This is a genomic window from Herminiimonas arsenitoxidans (assembly GCF_900130075.1).
Lineage (GTDB): Bacteria > Pseudomonadota > Gammaproteobacteria > Burkholderiales > Burkholderiaceae_D > Oxalicibacterium > Oxalicibacterium arsenitoxidans.
Genome location: NZ_LT671418.1, coordinates 476,818 through 492,233, shown reverse-complemented (window position 1 = coordinate 492,233; position 15,416 = coordinate 476,818). Strand labels below are relative to the sequence as shown.

Annotated in this window: 13 protein-coding genes; 8 read left to right on the top strand and 5 right to left on the bottom strand. The window is 51.7% G+C overall.

What is annotated here, in order from left to right:
• The first annotated feature begins 24 nt into the window (after positions 1-24).
• From BQ6873_RS02285 to BQ6873_RS02270, 4 genes are all read left to right on the top strand, one after another.
• On the top strand, positions 25-534 hold the full coding sequence (locus tag BQ6873_RS02285; RefSeq protein WP_076591205.1) for a DUF1993 domain-containing protein: 510 nt from the start codon (positions 25-27) through the stop codon (positions 532-534).
• Between the two features lie 254 nt (positions 535-788).
• Complete coding sequence (locus BQ6873_RS02280) at positions 789-1,034, top strand: hypothetical protein (protein WP_076591204.1); 246 nt, start codon at positions 789-791, stop codon at positions 1,032-1,034.
• Between the two features lie 362 nt (positions 1,035-1,396).
• Complete coding sequence (locus BQ6873_RS02275; protein ID WP_076591203.1) at positions 1,397-1,990, top strand: TetR/AcrR family transcriptional regulator; 594 nt, start codon at positions 1,397-1,399, stop codon at positions 1,988-1,990.
• Positions 1,991-2,032: 42 nt separating this feature from the next.
• A complete protein-coding gene (locus BQ6873_RS02270) occupies positions 2,033-3,310 on the top strand; it encodes an MFS transporter (protein ID WP_076591202.1) in 1,278 nt (425 codons plus the stop codon).
• Between the two features lie 11 nt (positions 3,311-3,321).
• Here the strand turns inward: BQ6873_RS02270 and BQ6873_RS02265 are convergent, their stop codons facing one another.
• Together BQ6873_RS02265 and BQ6873_RS02260 are read right to left on the bottom strand one after the other, a co-directional pair.
• Positions 3,322-3,954: a class I SAM-dependent methyltransferase gene (locus BQ6873_RS02265; RefSeq protein ID WP_076591201.1), complete on the bottom strand. Its 633-nt coding sequence runs from the start codon at positions 3,952-3,954 to the stop codon at positions 3,322-3,324.
• Between the two features lie 56 nt (positions 3,955-4,010).
• Positions 4,011-4,565: a YdeI/OmpD-associated family protein gene (locus BQ6873_RS02260; protein WP_076591200.1), complete on the bottom strand. Its 555-nt coding sequence runs from the start codon at positions 4,563-4,565 to the stop codon at positions 4,011-4,013.
• 341 nt (positions 4,566-4,906) lie between these two features.
• Between BQ6873_RS02260 and BQ6873_RS17850 the strand changes: the two genes are divergently transcribed.
• Complete coding sequence (locus tag BQ6873_RS17850) at positions 4,907-8,530, top strand: autotransporter outer membrane beta-barrel domain-containing protein (RefSeq protein ID WP_197685167.1); 3,624 nt, start codon at positions 4,907-4,909, stop codon at positions 8,528-8,530.
• 93 nt (positions 8,531-8,623) lie between these two features.
• Here BQ6873_RS17850 and smpB read toward each other — a convergent pair whose 3' ends face one another.
• The gene (gene smpB / locus BQ6873_RS02205) at positions 8,624-9,073 is read right to left on the bottom strand and encodes an SsrA-binding protein SmpB (RefSeq protein ID WP_076591199.1); all 450 of its coding nucleotides are present in this window, start codon (positions 9,071-9,073) and stop codon (positions 8,624-8,626) included.
• A 150-nt stretch (positions 9,074-9,223) separates the two neighbouring features.
• On the opposite strand from smpB, the gene BQ6873_RS02200 reads away from it, so the two are divergent.
• From BQ6873_RS02200 to BQ6873_RS17945, 3 genes are all read left to right on the top strand, one after another.
• Positions 9,224-9,949, top strand: a complete 726-nt coding sequence (locus BQ6873_RS02200; RefSeq protein ID WP_076591198.1) for a sulfite exporter TauE/SafE family protein — start codon at positions 9,224-9,226, stop codon at positions 9,947-9,949.
• A gap of 450 nt (positions 9,950-10,399) precedes the next feature.
• On the top strand, positions 10,400-10,822 hold the full coding sequence (locus BQ6873_RS02195) for a GreA/GreB family elongation factor (RefSeq protein ID WP_076591197.1): 423 nt from the start codon (positions 10,400-10,402) through the stop codon (positions 10,820-10,822).
• Positions 10,819-10,959, top strand: coding sequence for a hypothetical protein (locus BQ6873_RS17945; RefSeq protein ID WP_157889094.1), 141 nt, complete (start codon positions 10,819-10,821; stop codon positions 10,957-10,959). The genes BQ6873_RS02195 and BQ6873_RS17945 overlap by 4 nt, the downstream gene beginning before the upstream one ends.
• Positions 10,960-11,044: 85 nt before the next feature.
• Here the strand turns inward: BQ6873_RS17945 and BQ6873_RS02190 are convergent, their stop codons facing one another.
• Positions 11,045-11,992 (bottom strand): response regulator transcription factor, encoded by a 948-nt coding sequence (locus BQ6873_RS02190; RefSeq protein WP_076591196.1) that lies wholly within the window; start codon positions 11,990-11,992, stop codon positions 11,045-11,047.
• A complete protein-coding gene (locus BQ6873_RS02185) occupies positions 11,967-15,341 on the bottom strand; it encodes a hybrid sensor histidine kinase/response regulator (RefSeq protein WP_076591195.1) in 3,375 nt (1,124 codons plus the stop codon). Before BQ6873_RS02185 ends, BQ6873_RS02190 begins: the two co-directional genes overlap by 26 nt.
• Between the last annotated feature and the right edge of the window lie 75 nt (positions 15,342-15,416).

The following is a 15,416-nucleotide window of genomic DNA, read 5'->3' as shown; positions in this document are numbered from 1 at the left end:
GTCACATTCACCCAAGGAAGTCACATGACCATTTCTCTCTACGCCGCCTCTGTTCCTGTTTTCAAGCAAATGCTCAATAGCGTCAGCGATATCCTCAAGAAAACCGAAGAATATGCAACCGCGAAAAGCATTTCTCCTGATGCCTATCTGCAAGCTCGTTTGTTCCCGGACATGTTCCCTTTGATACGCCAGGTACAAGTTGCCTGCGATTTTTCACGCGGCATCTCTTCACGTTTAGCTGGCGTAGAAGTACCAAAATTTGACGATAGCGAAAAAAGCTTTGCTGACTTGCAAGTGCTGATCACTAAGACATTGGCAGTTCTCAATGCTCTGACACCAGCGCAGATCGATGGCCAGGAAGAGCGCGAAATCGTGCTCCGCGCAGGCACACCGAAAGAGAAAAAATTCAACGGCCAGGCTTATTTGCTGACTTTTGGCCTGCCGCAGTTCTTCTTCCACATCACGACAACGTATGCCATTTTGCGCCACAACGGCATCGAAATCGGCAAACGTGATTACATGGGCGCGTATTGATTCATACGGTAATCAGCGACATAGACGAGGTTTAATGAAGTCCTTGTCAACATTCTGATTATTCGCCATTAAAAAAGAGCAAACATTCGTGTTTGCTCTTTTTTTGTCTGCAATGAATATTTCAAATATTTGTATTCCGATTTAGCCTTGCCCGCGTTGAGATAAAAGAATGGATAAAACAGCCTTTCATTTTTCATAAGCCGCATATAATGAAATGGCGTAACCATCCGATTATCTCTCTGCGAGGTATAGCTATGAGCGACAGAAAAATGTTTGCCGACATGGATATGGAAACGCGGCGCTTTTACTCAAAAATCGTGAATACCGCGATATTCAATATCTACGCTGTCGAAAACAAACTATTCAGCGCGATTTTCTGCGAATCCGATGACCCTTTGATCATGGAAAAATGGCTAGCGGCCGAGCCTCTGATCATGGAAGCGATTCAACGTAGAAGCGATGCTGATGCCGGCGACGATTGCACGTGGACTGATTTTTGATCAGTTCTACGTAATATCAATTAAAGGTTTTGCGGCAGAAATTTGGCGCGACGGCTTATCGTTTTTCCGAACATTTTGACCATGCCATCGCCGGTGTAATGCCTTCTTGCCGGCGACCATCTAGCAGACATCCAATAGCAGTATCAGTAATACATATCGATGTACCGCGATCACTACGAGCGGCACATCTTCTTGCGTGAATGGCAATGCGCCTCCACCGATCAAACTGGTGCACAGACACACCCTGACCACTAGACTCTGTCGTAAAAACCCCACCATTTTTAGATGATGACCAACATCTATTGAATTTATGATGAGTATCATCTATTATCCAATTCAATCAATTCCTTCAAGGTTGAATCATGCCTCGCGTCTCCAAAGAACAAACCGATCTCAATCGCACAGCGATTGAACAAGCCTCTTCCAAGCTGTTCCGTGAAAAAGGTTTTAACGGCGTCAGCGTCGCGGATTTGATGGCCGCCGCCGGGCTGACGCATGGTGGCTTTTACGGTCACTTTGCATCCAAGGATGAATTGGCGGCCGTCGCCTGCGCCACTGCTTTCAGCGAGGCGTCTGCGCGCTGGGAAGAACGCATGAAGCCCACGACGAACGAGCAGCAAGCGCTCTACGCCATCATCGACGGCTACCTGTCTTCGCAAAAAGTGCGGGATGTTGGCAGCGGTTGCCCTGGCGCTGCGCTCACCACCGACGTAGCACGCGAACCACTCGATAAACCGGTGCGTGCTGCTTATGTCGCGGGTACGGAAGAATTGATCGAGATCCTCGCATCCTTGTGCACTTCGCCCGATGCTGCAGTACGACGCAAAACTGCATTGGCGCAATGGAGCATGCTGGTCGGTGCTATGGCTGTCGCACGCGCCACCGAAGGTTATCCGATTTCCAATGAACTCCTGGCTGTCGCACGTGAGCAATTGATCGGCAATACCGCACCCTGAACGCTTCCCTGACTTTTTAACTGATCCGACTATAGGATTCTTATGCTCGCTCAATCGCTGTCGACCTGGCTGGATCGCAAAGGTATACATTTTTCATGGGTAATCGTTGCGATTACCTTTCTGACGATGCTGATATCGTCCGCCGCGCTGGGCTTGCCCGGTGTATTGCTGCAACCACTGAGCAAGGAGTTCGGCTGGAGCAACGATCAGATTTCATCCGCAGTCGCCGTGCGTTATATCCTTTTCGGCTTTATCGGGCCGTTCGCAGCGATCTTCATGGAACGCTTCGGCTTACGCAAAGTCATTTCGATCGCATTGACACTGGTAGCCGCTTGCCTGCTCTTGTCCACGCAGATGACAGAACTCTGGCAGATGTTTTTCCTGTGGGGCTTGGTCCTGGGCACTGGTACTGGTCTGACCGCGTTGGTGCTGGGTGCAGTGGTGGCCAATCGTTGGTTTGAAAAACGGCGTGGTTTGATCTTGGGATTATTGACAGCCAGTTCTGCTACCGGGCAATTGATATTCCTCCCCCTTGGTGCATGGCTGATTCAGCACTACGGTTGGCGCATGGCGGTATTGCCGGTGTTTTTCTGCTGCGCCATCGTTGCCGTCCTTGCGTTCATGTTCGTACGCAATCGCCCTTACGATGTGGGCATTGCTCCTTACGGCGCGGATCCTAGCATCGTGTTACCGCCACCGTCACAAGCACACATGACGATGATGGAACCTTTCCGTGTATTGCGCACAGCTTCACGTAATCGCACTTTTTGGGTACTTGCCGGCACATTTTTCATTTGCGGCTTAAGCACCAGCGGCTTGATACAGACGCACTTCGTATCCTTGTGCGGTGATTATGGAATGGCTGCTGTTCCAGCTGCGAGCGTGCTGGCGATCATAGGTGCATTCGATTTTATCGGCACCATTGTCTCCGGCTGGCTATCCGACCGCTACGACAACCGCAAGCTGCTGTTCTGGTATTACGGCTTGCGCGGCTTGTCCTTGCTGTGGTTGCCGTATTCTGATTTCACGCTCTATGGCTTGTCGATGTTTGCGATGTTTTATGGCTTGGACTGGTTTGCCACTGTGCCGGTCACCGTCAAGATGGCAAGTGCCGAATTTGGTAAAGAACGTGCGGGCATGATTTTCGGCTGGATTTTTACCGCACATCAAATTGGCGGTGCGATCGCAGCCTACGGTGCCGGTTTGTCGCGCACTATTCTGATGACTTACACACCGGCCTTGTTTGCTGCCGGCATCGCATGTCTGTTCGCTGCAGTCATCGTCTTCCTGATACGAAAACCAGCACCAACGACTAGTTAGCGATTCACTTACTACTTGCGCCAGATTGTTGCCAACCAGGGTTGCTGCTCAAGCGGCAATCCTGCAGGGCGATAGTAATGTTCAAGCTCAGTAAAACCATCATCCGTCATGAATTGACGCCATGCAGATAACTCGTGATAGCTGCCATAACGACCGCCACTCCAGCCTTCCTGATTTTCGTCGCGCGGATTGGATGCGAAGAGCACGCCGCCCTGCTTCAACGTTGCATATAGCTGCTGCAATACGCGCGGCAATTCCTGACTCGGCACATGGAATAAAGATGCATTGGCAAACACGCCGTCGAAATATTGCTCAGGCAAATCCAACTGCAAAAAATCCTGCTGCCATACCTCGCATTTTGCATAGTCACGCGCCATCTGTGCGAACTCTGCAGAACCATCCAGTCCAATCGCGACATGACCAAGATCGCTGAAGGTTTTCAGATCACGCCCCGGACCACATCCAAAATCCAAAATCTTGAACGGCGCAGCAACTTCAATGTGTTTCAACAGCGATTGAATGTTCTGGCTGACATCATGCGTGCGCGTGCCTTCCCAGAAAGCTTCTGCACGCTGGTTGTAATGATCCAGCGTGGTGTCACTGATACGCGCCAGTTCTTCGGCGCTTAATTTATGGTCTGAAATTTTATCGCCCCTGAAGTGGAAACACTGCCCTTGGCCGCATTTCTAAATATGACCATCTACTGATCTAAAGTTTGCGGTGCGCTGAAAGCTTTGCTGTAGTAACCCGACGGATCAAAACAGCAAACTCTCTTCTCTCCTGATGCCAGCATGTCACATGCATCGTTAATCCGTTTCTTGCGCGTATTTGCCTGCTTGGCGGAAGTAATCCAATGTATCCAGTCGAGACGAGCAATAGTCGTTGTCACATCCCAAGTAGTCCGAGCCTCGGGATTGGCCGCTAAAGCTTCAAGTAAGTCAGAGGGGACGTCCGGCTCAGGCTCTAGCTCCAAAGGCATGATTTCAAATTGTGCGATGTCACCATAAGCTGTGCCTGAAGCTTCTAGTAGCTCAGAATCAATGCACAGCCAATGACTTTTTTGACCATCAGGCTCAAGTAAAGCTCTGAACTCTTGGCCGTTTATTGTCCCATCTACTGTTGTTCGACCACGCCTCGGCAGCTTTACGCTGACCTCTTTGGGCAGAATTACAAAAGCCCATGACTTACCGTGCCCCGGTTCTTTAGGGCAAAGCAATCGTGCACTGAACTGCGATTTTGTATCGTCTTGTCTCATTCAATGATCACTCCAATAAGTGTGTCTCATTTTTTATATGTCCTTGCGAAATTCCAATGTAACACGGCGCAAGTCAATGCCTACTATCGACCCGAAGCGGACATCGCACACCAAACAAATCAACAGCTGTATCCCGAAAAACGTACCAAATACCAAGTTTCAGTGATGTTCAAAATTGGAAGATGGCTATCTAATCGCGTCTGTCGCCAAAACCTTGCACACCCAGTTTTGATAATCACGCATCACCTTCTAATGCATTTGTAGTACATACAAATTTGTCAAAATTCGCTATATTCCCGCATCTTTCAATAAAACTCATGCGCCCACGGAAAGGCCCATACATGAATCGCTGCTTTAAAACTGTCTTCAATCGTGCTTTGGGCGTGTGGCAAACCACTTCGGAGTTAACAACTGTTGCAGGAAAAACGTCGAATAAGGCAGTAGCAGTTGTTGTTTTTGGTGTGTTCATCAGCGCTAACAGTATGGTGGCAGGCGCGATAGATTTACCCACTGCAGGTGACAGTTACGATATCTCTGGCCTAGGCAATCAGACGATCAATACGCTTAGTGGTGTCAGCGACACGACCGTATCGTTGGGTAGCAATGCACTGACTCTGGGCGACAATAGCAATCAGAGCTATGCAGGTGTCATCAGCGGTAACGGCGCGCTGGTCAAGACTGGTGCTGGCGTGCAAACGCTAGGCGGTGTCAACACTTTCAGCGGTGGTGTGACCCTTAACGCTGGCGGGCTGGTCGTTGGAAACAATGCCGCACTCGGTACTGGTGCGTTGAGCATAGGTGGTGCGACCACGCTGGATGCGAACGGCGCGGTTGCGCTTGCAAATAACATCGTGCTTAACGCCGGCCTCACTGTCCTCGGCAGCAATGATCTGACTGTCAACGGCAACATCTCGGGCACTGGCGGCCTGACCAAGAACGGCGCCGCAACACTCACCTTAAACGGCAGCAATACCTATACCGGTGGTACCAACATCAATGCAGGCACGCTGGCGCTCGGTGCCGGCGCTAGTCTGAATACCAGCGGTATTGTGAATCTGGCGACGGGTGCTACCTTCGACCTCTCAGCTGGTAACGGTACGCAAAGCTTCGGCACCCTTTCCGGTAACGGCAGTATCTATCTCGGTGCGAATTCTCTGAGCATAGGCGATCCGACCAACGGCACCTTCTCTGGTAGCATCGGCGGCACTGGTGGCCTGATCAAGGAGAGTACCGGTACGACAAGCCTGACCGGCAGCAACACCTATAGCGGAGGCACGCTGATCAATGGTGGCACGCTCGCCATCGCCGCTGGCGGCAGTCTGGCGGCCAGCAGTGCTATCAATCTCACAGCTACAGGCACCGGTTTCGATATTTCGGCGGGTGGTAATCAAGCGATCGGACAGTTAAACGGTGTCGCCGGAGCTACCGTTAATCTGGGTGGTAACACGCTTACGCTGGGCGGTGCCGGTGACGGCAACTACGACGGTATGATCGCAGGCACCGGCCGTCTGGTGAAAAACGGTAACGGCATTCAGACACTCTCTGGTGCCAACACCTTCAGCGGCGGCGTAACGCTCAACGCTGGTGGCCTGGAGCTTGGCAACAACGGCGCCCTCGGCACGGGCGCGCTTACAGTTGAACGCAGCGCATCCATCGACGCCTCCACTGCGCTTAACGTAGGCAACAACATCAGCCTCGCTTCCGGAACAGTTTTGAATCTGTTGGGTAGCAATGCACTGACGCTGGGCGGCCCAATTTACGGTCTCGGTGGCATTCTCAAAAGTGGCGCAGGAACCTTAACACTGACAGGTGCTAACTCATACACTGGTGGTACGACCATCAACGCGGGTACGCTGGCGATCGGTGCGGGCGGTAACCTGGCCTCAACTGGCGGGGTGAATCTGACCGGCACTGGCACGCTGGATATCAGCGCCAGTGGCAATCAGACAATCGGTAGGCTGGCTGGCGTTGCTGGCAGCTCGGTCGCGTTAGGTGGCAATGCCTTAAGCTTCGGCAGCGCTAACGACAGCGTTTTTAATGGCAGCATAGTCGGCAGTGGCGGCCTGGTTAAAAATGGCGCGGGTATGCAGACGCTGGGCGGCGCGAGTACCTTCGGCGGTGGCGTGATATTGAACGCGGGCGGACTGAGTGTAGGCAATAACGCCGCACTCGGTACCGGTGCACTCACGGTCGACGGTGCATCTACTCTGGAAGCCAGCAGTCAGGTGACGCTCACAAATGACGTGGCACTCAATGCCAACTTGACAGTATCTGGCAGCAACAATCTGAACCTGAACGGCGCGCTCTCAGGTGCTGGCATCTTGACTAAAGAAGGTGGCGGTACGCTGACCTTGAATGGCCTCAACACCTATACCGGCGGCACGATTATTAACGCTGGTGCACTGCGCGTAAGCAATACCAATAGCAGCGCGGTGACTGTCAACAACGGTGGCACTTTGATGGGTACCGGCTCGGTCGGCAGCACGACGGTGGCGAACGGTGCCATCGTTCATGCAGAAACTGGCACACTCGCTATCAATGGTGACTATCAGCAAAGTGCGAACGGCCTGTTGCGCATCGATGCGATCAGTACCGCGCAGTACGGCAAACTGGACGTCTCAGGTATCGCAAACTTTACCGCAAACGCCAAAATTGATGTGGATGTGAAAGGCGGCAATACGCTGGCAAACAATAATGTGTTGAGTAACATCATCAAGGCAGGCACATTGAATGCCACCACCTTTGCCGTTACCGATAACTCGGCACTCTTCAATTTCGAAGCTATTTTGAATAGCCACAGTGTTGACCTACGCGTGCTTTCAGCCAGTACCACGGGCATTGCAGACGCGGTGAGAGAACAGAGTACAGGGTCTGCCGCAGGTGCTGCCAAAGTTCTTGATGGATTGTTGAATGGTGGTGCCAGCGGCGACATGGCGACTGTCGTCAATGCATTCGGCCAGCTCTCGAACAATCGTGATGTGGCACGTGCGACTGCTCAGTCGCTTCCGATCATCTCTGGCAATCAAGCCGTCCAGGGGGGCTTGTCGACCTTCCAAGGTCTGGTTCAGAATCGCAATAGCAGTAGTTCAGGTGTGACTGGCTTGTCGGGCGGTGATGCATTCACCAACAAGAACGCCTGGGGCAAGGTATTTGGTTCGCGCGCCGAACAGGATAATCGCAGTGGTGTGGCTGGCTTCACTGCTGATACCTGGGGTCTGGCGCTGGGCTCCGATGCAGAAGTCGCACCTGGTGCCCGCTTTGGTATGGCCTATGGTTACGCCAAGACATCAGTCGAGGGCAACACGGACCTAAGCGGAACCTCACAACGTGCCAACATCGACTCTCATGTAATTTCTGCCTACGGCAGCAAAGACATTGGCGGCAATCGTACTTTCTCGTTCCAGGGTGATATCGGTCTGAACGACAGTAAATCCACACGCTATATCGACTTTGGTGGCTTGAGCCGTACTGCGCGTGCTGACTACCGCACCTACAGTGCGCATGTAGGCGCTGCCATTGCGCAAGCGTTTGAGTTAAACGAGAAGACGACGCTGACACCTGCACTACGTGCCGATTACACATGGTTAAAGTCGCAGAGTTATAGCGAGAGCGGTGCCGATGCATTGAATCTGAATGTTGGCTCAAATAAAACAGATGCATTTGTGATTGGTGCCGATACTTATCTGCAGCATCGCTTCTCAAAAACCTCACGTCTAGATGTCAACTTTGGCGTTGGTTACGACACGATTAATAAGCAAGGCAACATCGTTGCTGCGTATGCTGGTGCACCGGGACTATCGTTCGTGACGACTGGCATAGACCATTCGCCATGGCTGGTGCGTGGCGGTATCGGCTACAGCATGCTGGCCTCGAGTGGTACGGAAGTCGCCTTCCGTTACGACGCTGAAGGTCGGTCAGACTATCTGAATCACACAGCTTCGGTTCGGGCAAAGTGGGCGTTCTGACGCAAGGTGCATAAAAAAAGGCGACCTGATGGTCGCTTTTTACCTCTCCAGATGTCCGCTATTGGCCGATTGCGGACATTCACAAAGGTAGTTTTAACGACGATGTATCTTCATGATCTTTTGATGCTCACGCATCCAGTCGCGATCTTTTTCCGTATTGCGCTTGTCGTATTCTTTCTTGCCTTTTGCCAACGCAATATCGCACTTCACCCGACCACGTACCCAATGCAGATTAAGTGGCACCATCGTAAAGCCGGATTGATCAACCTTGCTTAGTAACTTCTTGATTTCTGCAGCATGCAGCAAGAGCTTGCGCGTCCGCACTGCTTCTGGATGTACATGCGTCGAGGCACTGTTCAGTGCACTGACATGTGCACCGAACAGGAAAATTTCATTGTCACGTGCGATGACGTACGCCTCTTTCAATTGCACACGACCAGCGCGTATCGCCTTGACTTCCCAGCCATGCAACATGACGCCGGCCTCGTAGCGATCTTCGATGAAGTAATCGTGAAATGCTTTTCTGTTATCTACTATGCTCATAACTATCTCGGTAATGTAGCGAGAGTTTAACCTTCTGCGCCTGCTTCTGCATCCGTAACACCATCAAGCCAAAAATTTCGTCTTGCATTACTATAACGAACACATTCGACAAGAAGCGTGCAGCGACAGCGAATGTCACCCACATAAAACATGACCTCCTACATATTCGTCCTGATGGTTGGACTGGTTGCTGGCGCTATCAGCGGCGTCATCGGCACCGGCTCATCCATCATGCTGTTGCCGGTATTGGTATTCACCTTCGGTCCTAAACAGGCCGTTCCCATCATGGCTGTCGCTGCCGTCATGGCAAATCTGGCGCGTGTCATGGCTTGGTGGAAGCTGGTCGACTGGCGTGCATTTGCAGCCTACTCAATTACTGGTGTACCGGCTGCAGCAATCGGCGCACGCACGCTGCTGGCTTTGCCGGCACATTTGATCGACATCTGCCTCGGCATATTTTTCATCATCATGGTGCCGACCAGACATTGGCTGATGGCGCGCAACTTCCGCATCAAGCTCTGGCAATTGTCTATCATCGGCGGCATCATCGGTTTTCTCACCGGCGTCGTGTTATCAACTGGTCCGCTCAGCGTTCCCGCTTTCACATCCTACGGTTTGGTCAAAGGTGCATTTCTCTCGACAGAGGCAGCCAGTTCGCTGGTGCTGTATGTCGCCAAGGTCATTACATTCAGAGAATTCGGTGCGATGCCGCTGGAAATTTTCGTCAAAGGCTTGCTGGTTGGCGCATCGTTAATGGCCGGTACCTTTGTCGGGAAAATCGTGGTGTTGAAATTGAGTAATCAGGCCTTCCAGCACATACTCGATGGGTTATTGCTTTGCTCCGGCTTGTCTCTGTTGTGGGCCGCATTTTCCTGATACAGAAGCCGCTAGTCACGACACTATTCTGCTTATAGCCGAGCTAGCAATTGGCAAAATAATTCAACGGCAAGCATTAACAAAAGCGCATCGGGTTGACGGAATATTCTAAATGGCTATACTCACCCTATCCCCACTTGCATAAACAACTTGCAATGAACTCGCCACTCTTCCTGTCGAAACGCATCAGTTCTGCGCCGAACAAGGAAGAGTTGCGCGCGCCTGTTTCGTTTGCTATCTCGGAGATGTACTCGCAGTCATCTTTCGTAAGAGACCTCGCCTGCCTCCCTTAGGCTCGGTGAGTGTCCACAGGAACGAAACTTCGTTCCTTCCTTATCACTCCCGAGCCACCCAACTGTAAATCCTCACGATGTGTCGATGCTTTTTGCATCTGCACTGTATTGCCATTTTTTGGTCGATCTACATGCTCGACCGTGGAGACTCTTTATCATGAAAAACGAACGTTACCTTACACAAAACGATGCAGCTGCCTTGAGCCACTTGGCCGAACATTTGATGCGCCTGGGCGAAGTAGAAATCAACGCCGGCGAACAATTGGTCGACATCATTGCAACGTCCACTATCTTGTCCAGCAATGTGCAACGCAAAGGCCATATCTCGCTACATGCCAGCGTTTCGTATGCGCCGGTTAATAACGAAGAAGACAGGCGCACTGTGAGCATCGTCTGCCCGCGCGATGCAGATCCGCAATTGGCACGTATTTCGGTATTGACACCTATCGGCCTGGCGCTGATCGGAAGAAAAGTATTGAACACGATTGAAGTTGCCTTGCCATCTAACCGTGTCGAGAAGATCAAGGTTCTTGACGTCACACTTGCTGACTCGATTTCGGACGAGCCTGTATTGTCATGAAGCGCATGAAATCACCTATGGCGAAACGCATGCGCGCCATACGATTGATAGAAAGAGGTGAGCGTTTGAAGAAGCGGCTGTGCGCCTGTATCGCTGTTGGCATGGCATTGCTGACGCTTGCCATCACGATTGATTAGTCTGGATGCCATCCCCTTGAGGCGTGGCATCCAAAACTTTCTCGTGTCTGAAATTACATTCTGAAAAACATACGACGGTCTTGCTTCAATGCGACCATTTTCCTGAAGTGAGACGAGGATCTACATTCTCTTGAGCGCTCGCCATGGCAGCAGCTGCCGAGCGCGTCTCTACTCCGAGTTTTTCGAAAATGTGTTCCAGATGCTTACTCACCGTACGTGGGCTTAATTGCAGGATATCGCCGATATCACGATTGGTTTTTCCCTTGGCCAGCCAGGAAAGCACTTCCGTTTCACGTGGTGTCAATGCAGCACTGGCAAGACGCCCCGCTGGCAACATGTGATTGCTACTCAACTCTAGCAACAACATAATTTCATCCATACCGGCCGCGCCCATATTACGTACCAATAGGCTGGCACTGGCCGGTTCAGTAATGGAAGCAACCAATTCCATATTGCTGCCACCATCCCACCAGGATTTAGGCAAGGTGACCGAATCCGACTTGATGCCGAACTGCTTCAACAATTGCGTGGCACATGGCGAACACCATGAAATCGTACCTTGCTGATCCAGCATAACGACACCCAGACCCGATACATCAATCGCATCCAGCGCAAATCGGGCAACGCGTGCATTACCCAAATGTGTGTGCAAACGCGCCAGCACTTCCGGCGCGCGCACCGGCTTCACCACATAGTCCACACCACCGCAGGCAAAGCCTTCCAGTACGTGCGAAGTATCAGATAAACCAGTCATGAAAATCACAGGGATATGTTTGGTTGCCAGATCGGACTTGATGCGACGGCAAGCATCGAAGCCTGAAATGCCCGGCATCACTGCATCCATCAAGATAATGTCCGGCGTGACCAAGGCCAAGCGACGCAAAGCAGTATCGCCATCGCAAGCGACCAGCACGGTATAGCCGGAACTCTCCAGCGTTTCGCACAGCACGCCCAAACTGCTAGGCGCGTCATCGACAACCAGCACGACAGGACGATCGTCCGGATTATCAATCAAGGGATGTGGCACGTTCATTCTCCATTAATGCGTTCTCCAATGCGCCCAGCTCGAAGCGATCAAGCAATGATCTTACTACTATGCAGGAACCGGCGAGGGAAGGATCTGCCAAGCTCAAGCGATCCAGCGCTCGGCGCAAGCCGGCGACATGCCCCATGCGCGTCAATTGCAACAATTGCGTTATCGCAGCTTGCGGAAACTGTAATTGATCAGGCAAGGTTTCGATAACTGGATGCTGCTCAGGAATGCTGGCATATACCCACTCCAATCCTAGTTGACGCTGCAATGCCAGCATCAGTTCCGATTCCAGCACTGGTTTGCCAACAAAATCCTGACATCCTGCCAAACGTAATTTTTCCGGATCGTTTTCAAACAAATCGGCAGAAACAAAAATAATAGGCACGCTAGCCTGAGCACTGACACGTACACGTCTGGCGGTTTCCCAACCATCCATGCCATCCATACCGATATCGAGCAGAATTGCATCGGGAGCAAAATCCTGCAGCAAATCCAAACACTCATGCCCGCTAGCTGCTTCACGCACATTAAAGCCTAAAGGAATTAACATGCCGGTTAGCATGTGTCGTTGCACAGGTTGATCATCCACCACGAGCAAAGTACGTACAGCACCCGCATGACCGATCACGTCGCGTTGTGGCAAAGCCTCGAATGCATTGATTTCCGTCAGCGGCAACCGCACAACAAAGGTACTACCCTTACCCTGCATGCTCACCAGATTCAAGCTGCCATTCATCAGCAGGATCAATTTTTCGGTGATAGCCAATCCCAAACCTGCACCAGGTTCACCGCGCAAACGCCCTGCTGCGCCACGTTCAAACGGCTGGAATATACGTTGCCTGTCTTGCACTGCAATGCCGATGCCGGTATCAATCACATCAAAACGAATGATGGCTTGATTAAATTCCACATGCAAAGTAACCGAACCGGCATCGGTAAAACGTACTGCATTGGTCAGCAAGTTGATGAGGATTTGACGCAATCGCTTGCCATCCGCCAAGACGTAATGCGGTATCTCGCCATTGTGTGTGTACAGTAATTTGAGACCTTTTGCTTCAGCTTGCGGACGCACCATGCTCAGCAAGTCGTCTAGAAAAGCACTCAGCAGAATCGGCGCAGGTTCCAGTCGCATGCGATCCGCTTCAATGCGTGCCAGATCAAGCAGCTCATCCACCAAACCCAATAAATGTTCACCACTGCGATGTATGGTTTGTATCGCCGTACGCGGTGTTGCATCAAGGTGTTCATTCTTGAGCAGAATTTGCGAGTAACCCAGTATGCTATTGAGCGGCGAGCGCAACTCGTGTGAGATACCGGCAACGTAACGCGTCTTTGCCTGATTCGCCGACTCTGCAGCTTCCTTGGCACTTTGCAATGCCGCATCGGTACGTTGATGTGCGTCGATTTCCTGTGTCAGCAATTCATTCTGTCGATTCAAATCGTCTTGTGCCAGATGCCGCCCTTCACTACCCAACACGACCCACCAGCTCGATACTGCAACGATGATTAACAGCACTGCCGATATCTTGATAAAGACGCCATCAACCAGAATCCGATGGTCCAGTGATGTAATGGCAGAAATTTCCTGTGCATAAACCAGACCAAGCGCGGCTGCACCCACGGCGCACAAGGACAACACCACGACCATGTAATTGCCCACGCGCCGACTGACTAAATGTGAAAAGGCATTCGGCAACAATGCTGACAACAGCTGCTGCGCCTGTTCTGCAGTGCGCGACTCCTTTTTACACAAATCATGACAACGCGATTCCAGCGTGCAGCACAAGGAACAGATAGGCGCACCATAGGCTGGGCAATGCGCCATATCTTCAGATTCAAAACTGTTGTCGCACACGCCGCACTTCACTATTTGTCCGGGCAAACCAACAGCTGTTGGTTGACGCGCCAGGTAATAACGTCCACCCGTGGCCCACGCCAAAAATGGCGAGACGATAAAGGCGGTAGCCAAAGTGATGAACGGTGAAAAGGCAGCGACCTGATGCCCCCATACGCCAGAGAAAGCGGCAATCCCCACACTTGCTGCCAACACCATGGTTCCCAGTCCTACCGGATTGATGTCGTACAAATGCGCACGCTTGAATTCAATCCCTTTCGGGCTCCATCCCATGGGCTTGTTGATGACAAGATCGGCGACTAATGCGCCCACCCATGCAACGGCAACATTGCTATACAAACCGAGCACGTTTTCCAACGCGGCAAAGACCCCGAGGTTCATCAACAGCAAAGCAAGCAGGCAATTAAAAACCAGCCAGACCACGCGACCTGGATGACTGTGCGTCAAGCGCGCAAAGAAATTCGACCACGCCAGCGATCCTGCATACGCATTGGTCAGATTAATTTTGACTTGAGAGACAACAACAAATACCAGCGTAATCGCCAACACCCAGGCTGGATCGCTAAAGAGATGTGAGAAGCCGAGCAAATACATCTGCGTCGGCTCCATCGCATTGGCTGCCGGTACGCCTGTCTGGAAAACCAGATAAGCGAGGAAAGCACCACCCAACATCTTGAGCGCACCCGGCACTATCCAACCGGCACCAGCAACCACGACTGCAGTCCACCAGCGCTTGCGATTGGCTGCAGTTTTCTCAGGTAGAAAACGCAAGAAGTCGACCTGCTCACCGATCTGCGCCACCAAAGAAAAAGCCACCGTCGCGGCTACGCCAAACATGACAGGATCGAAGTCACTGCTTTTAGAAATGCCACCAACGAATTGCGTGAACTCGGTATACGCCTCTGGTTTTTTCCAGAAGATCGCGACATAAGGAGTAATCAGCAGCAGCAACCAGAGCGGTTGCGTCCAGAGTTGCAAGCGAGAGATCAGAGTAATGCCGCGTGCCACGAAAGGTATGATGAATAGCGCACTAATCGCATACCAAATCCAGAGCGGCCACGGTATCCACATCTGCAGGGCGACCGCAAGTATCGCCGCTTCTAAGGCAAAGAAGATGATGGTAAAGCTGGCATAGATCAGCGAGCTGATCGTCGATCCCATATAGCCGAAGCCGGCACCGCGCGTCAGCAAATCCATATCAATGCCGTAACGCGCCGCGTAATAACTAATAGGCAAACCGGTCAGGAAGGTAATGATCGCCACCGCCAGGATGGCCCAGACCGCGTTCGAAAAACCATAGTTCAAGGCAATCGCGCCACCGATTGCCTCCAGCGCCAAAAATGAAGCAGCACCAAAAGCTGCGTTACCCAAGCGCCATTCCGACCATTTACGGAAACCGTGCGGCGTATAGCGCAACGCATAATCTTCGATCGATTCATTGGCGACCCAACGATTGTATTCACGTCGGATGCGGAAGATTTTTTGTTGAGCCATAGATGCGTATGGAATATGGATGGACTCTATTGACCGCTAGGCAATGGAATCTGATTTTCAAGGCTCATGGCGATC

Bases quoted from the DNA above. Each gene is read 5' to 3' on its own strand.
- BQ6873_RS02285 (WP_076591205.1), top strand. From the start codon at position 25: ATGACCATTTCTCTCTACGCCGCCTCTGTTCCTGTTTTCAAGCAAATG.
- BQ6873_RS02280 (WP_076591204.1), top strand. From the start codon at position 789: ATGAGCGACAGAAAAATGTTTGCCGACATGGATATGGAAACGCGGCGC.
- BQ6873_RS02275 (WP_076591203.1), top strand. From the start codon at position 1,397: ATGCCTCGCGTCTCCAAAGAACAAACCGATCTCAATCGCACAGCGATT.
- BQ6873_RS02270 (WP_076591202.1), top strand. From the start codon at position 2,033: ATGCTCGCTCAATCGCTGTCGACCTGGCTGGATCGCAAAGGTATACAT.
- BQ6873_RS02260 (WP_076591200.1), bottom strand. From the start codon at position 4,565: ATGAGACAAGACGATACAAAATCGCAGTTCAGTGCACGATTGCTTTGC.
- BQ6873_RS17850 (WP_197685167.1), top strand. From the start codon at position 4,907: ATGAATCGCTGCTTTAAAACTGTCTTCAATCGTGCTTTGGGCGTGTGG.
- smpB (WP_076591199.1), bottom strand. From the start codon at position 9,073: ATGAGCATAGTAGATAACAGAAAAGCATTTCACGATTACTTCATCGAA.
- BQ6873_RS02200 (WP_076591198.1), top strand. From the start codon at position 9,224: ATGACCTCCTACATATTCGTCCTGATGGTTGGACTGGTTGCTGGCGCT.
- BQ6873_RS02195 (WP_076591197.1), top strand. From the start codon at position 10,400: ATGAAAAACGAACGTTACCTTACACAAAACGATGCAGCTGCCTTGAGC.
- BQ6873_RS17945 (WP_157889094.1), top strand. From the start codon at position 10,819: ATGAAGCGCATGAAATCACCTATGGCGAAACGCATGCGCGCCATACGA.
- BQ6873_RS02190 (WP_076591196.1), bottom strand. From the start codon at position 11,992: ATGAACGTGCCACATCCCTTGATTGATAATCCGGACGATCGTCCTGTC.
- BQ6873_RS02185 (WP_076591195.1), bottom strand. From the start codon at position 15,341: ATGGCTCAACAAAAAATCTTCCGCATCCGACGTGAATACAATCGTTGG.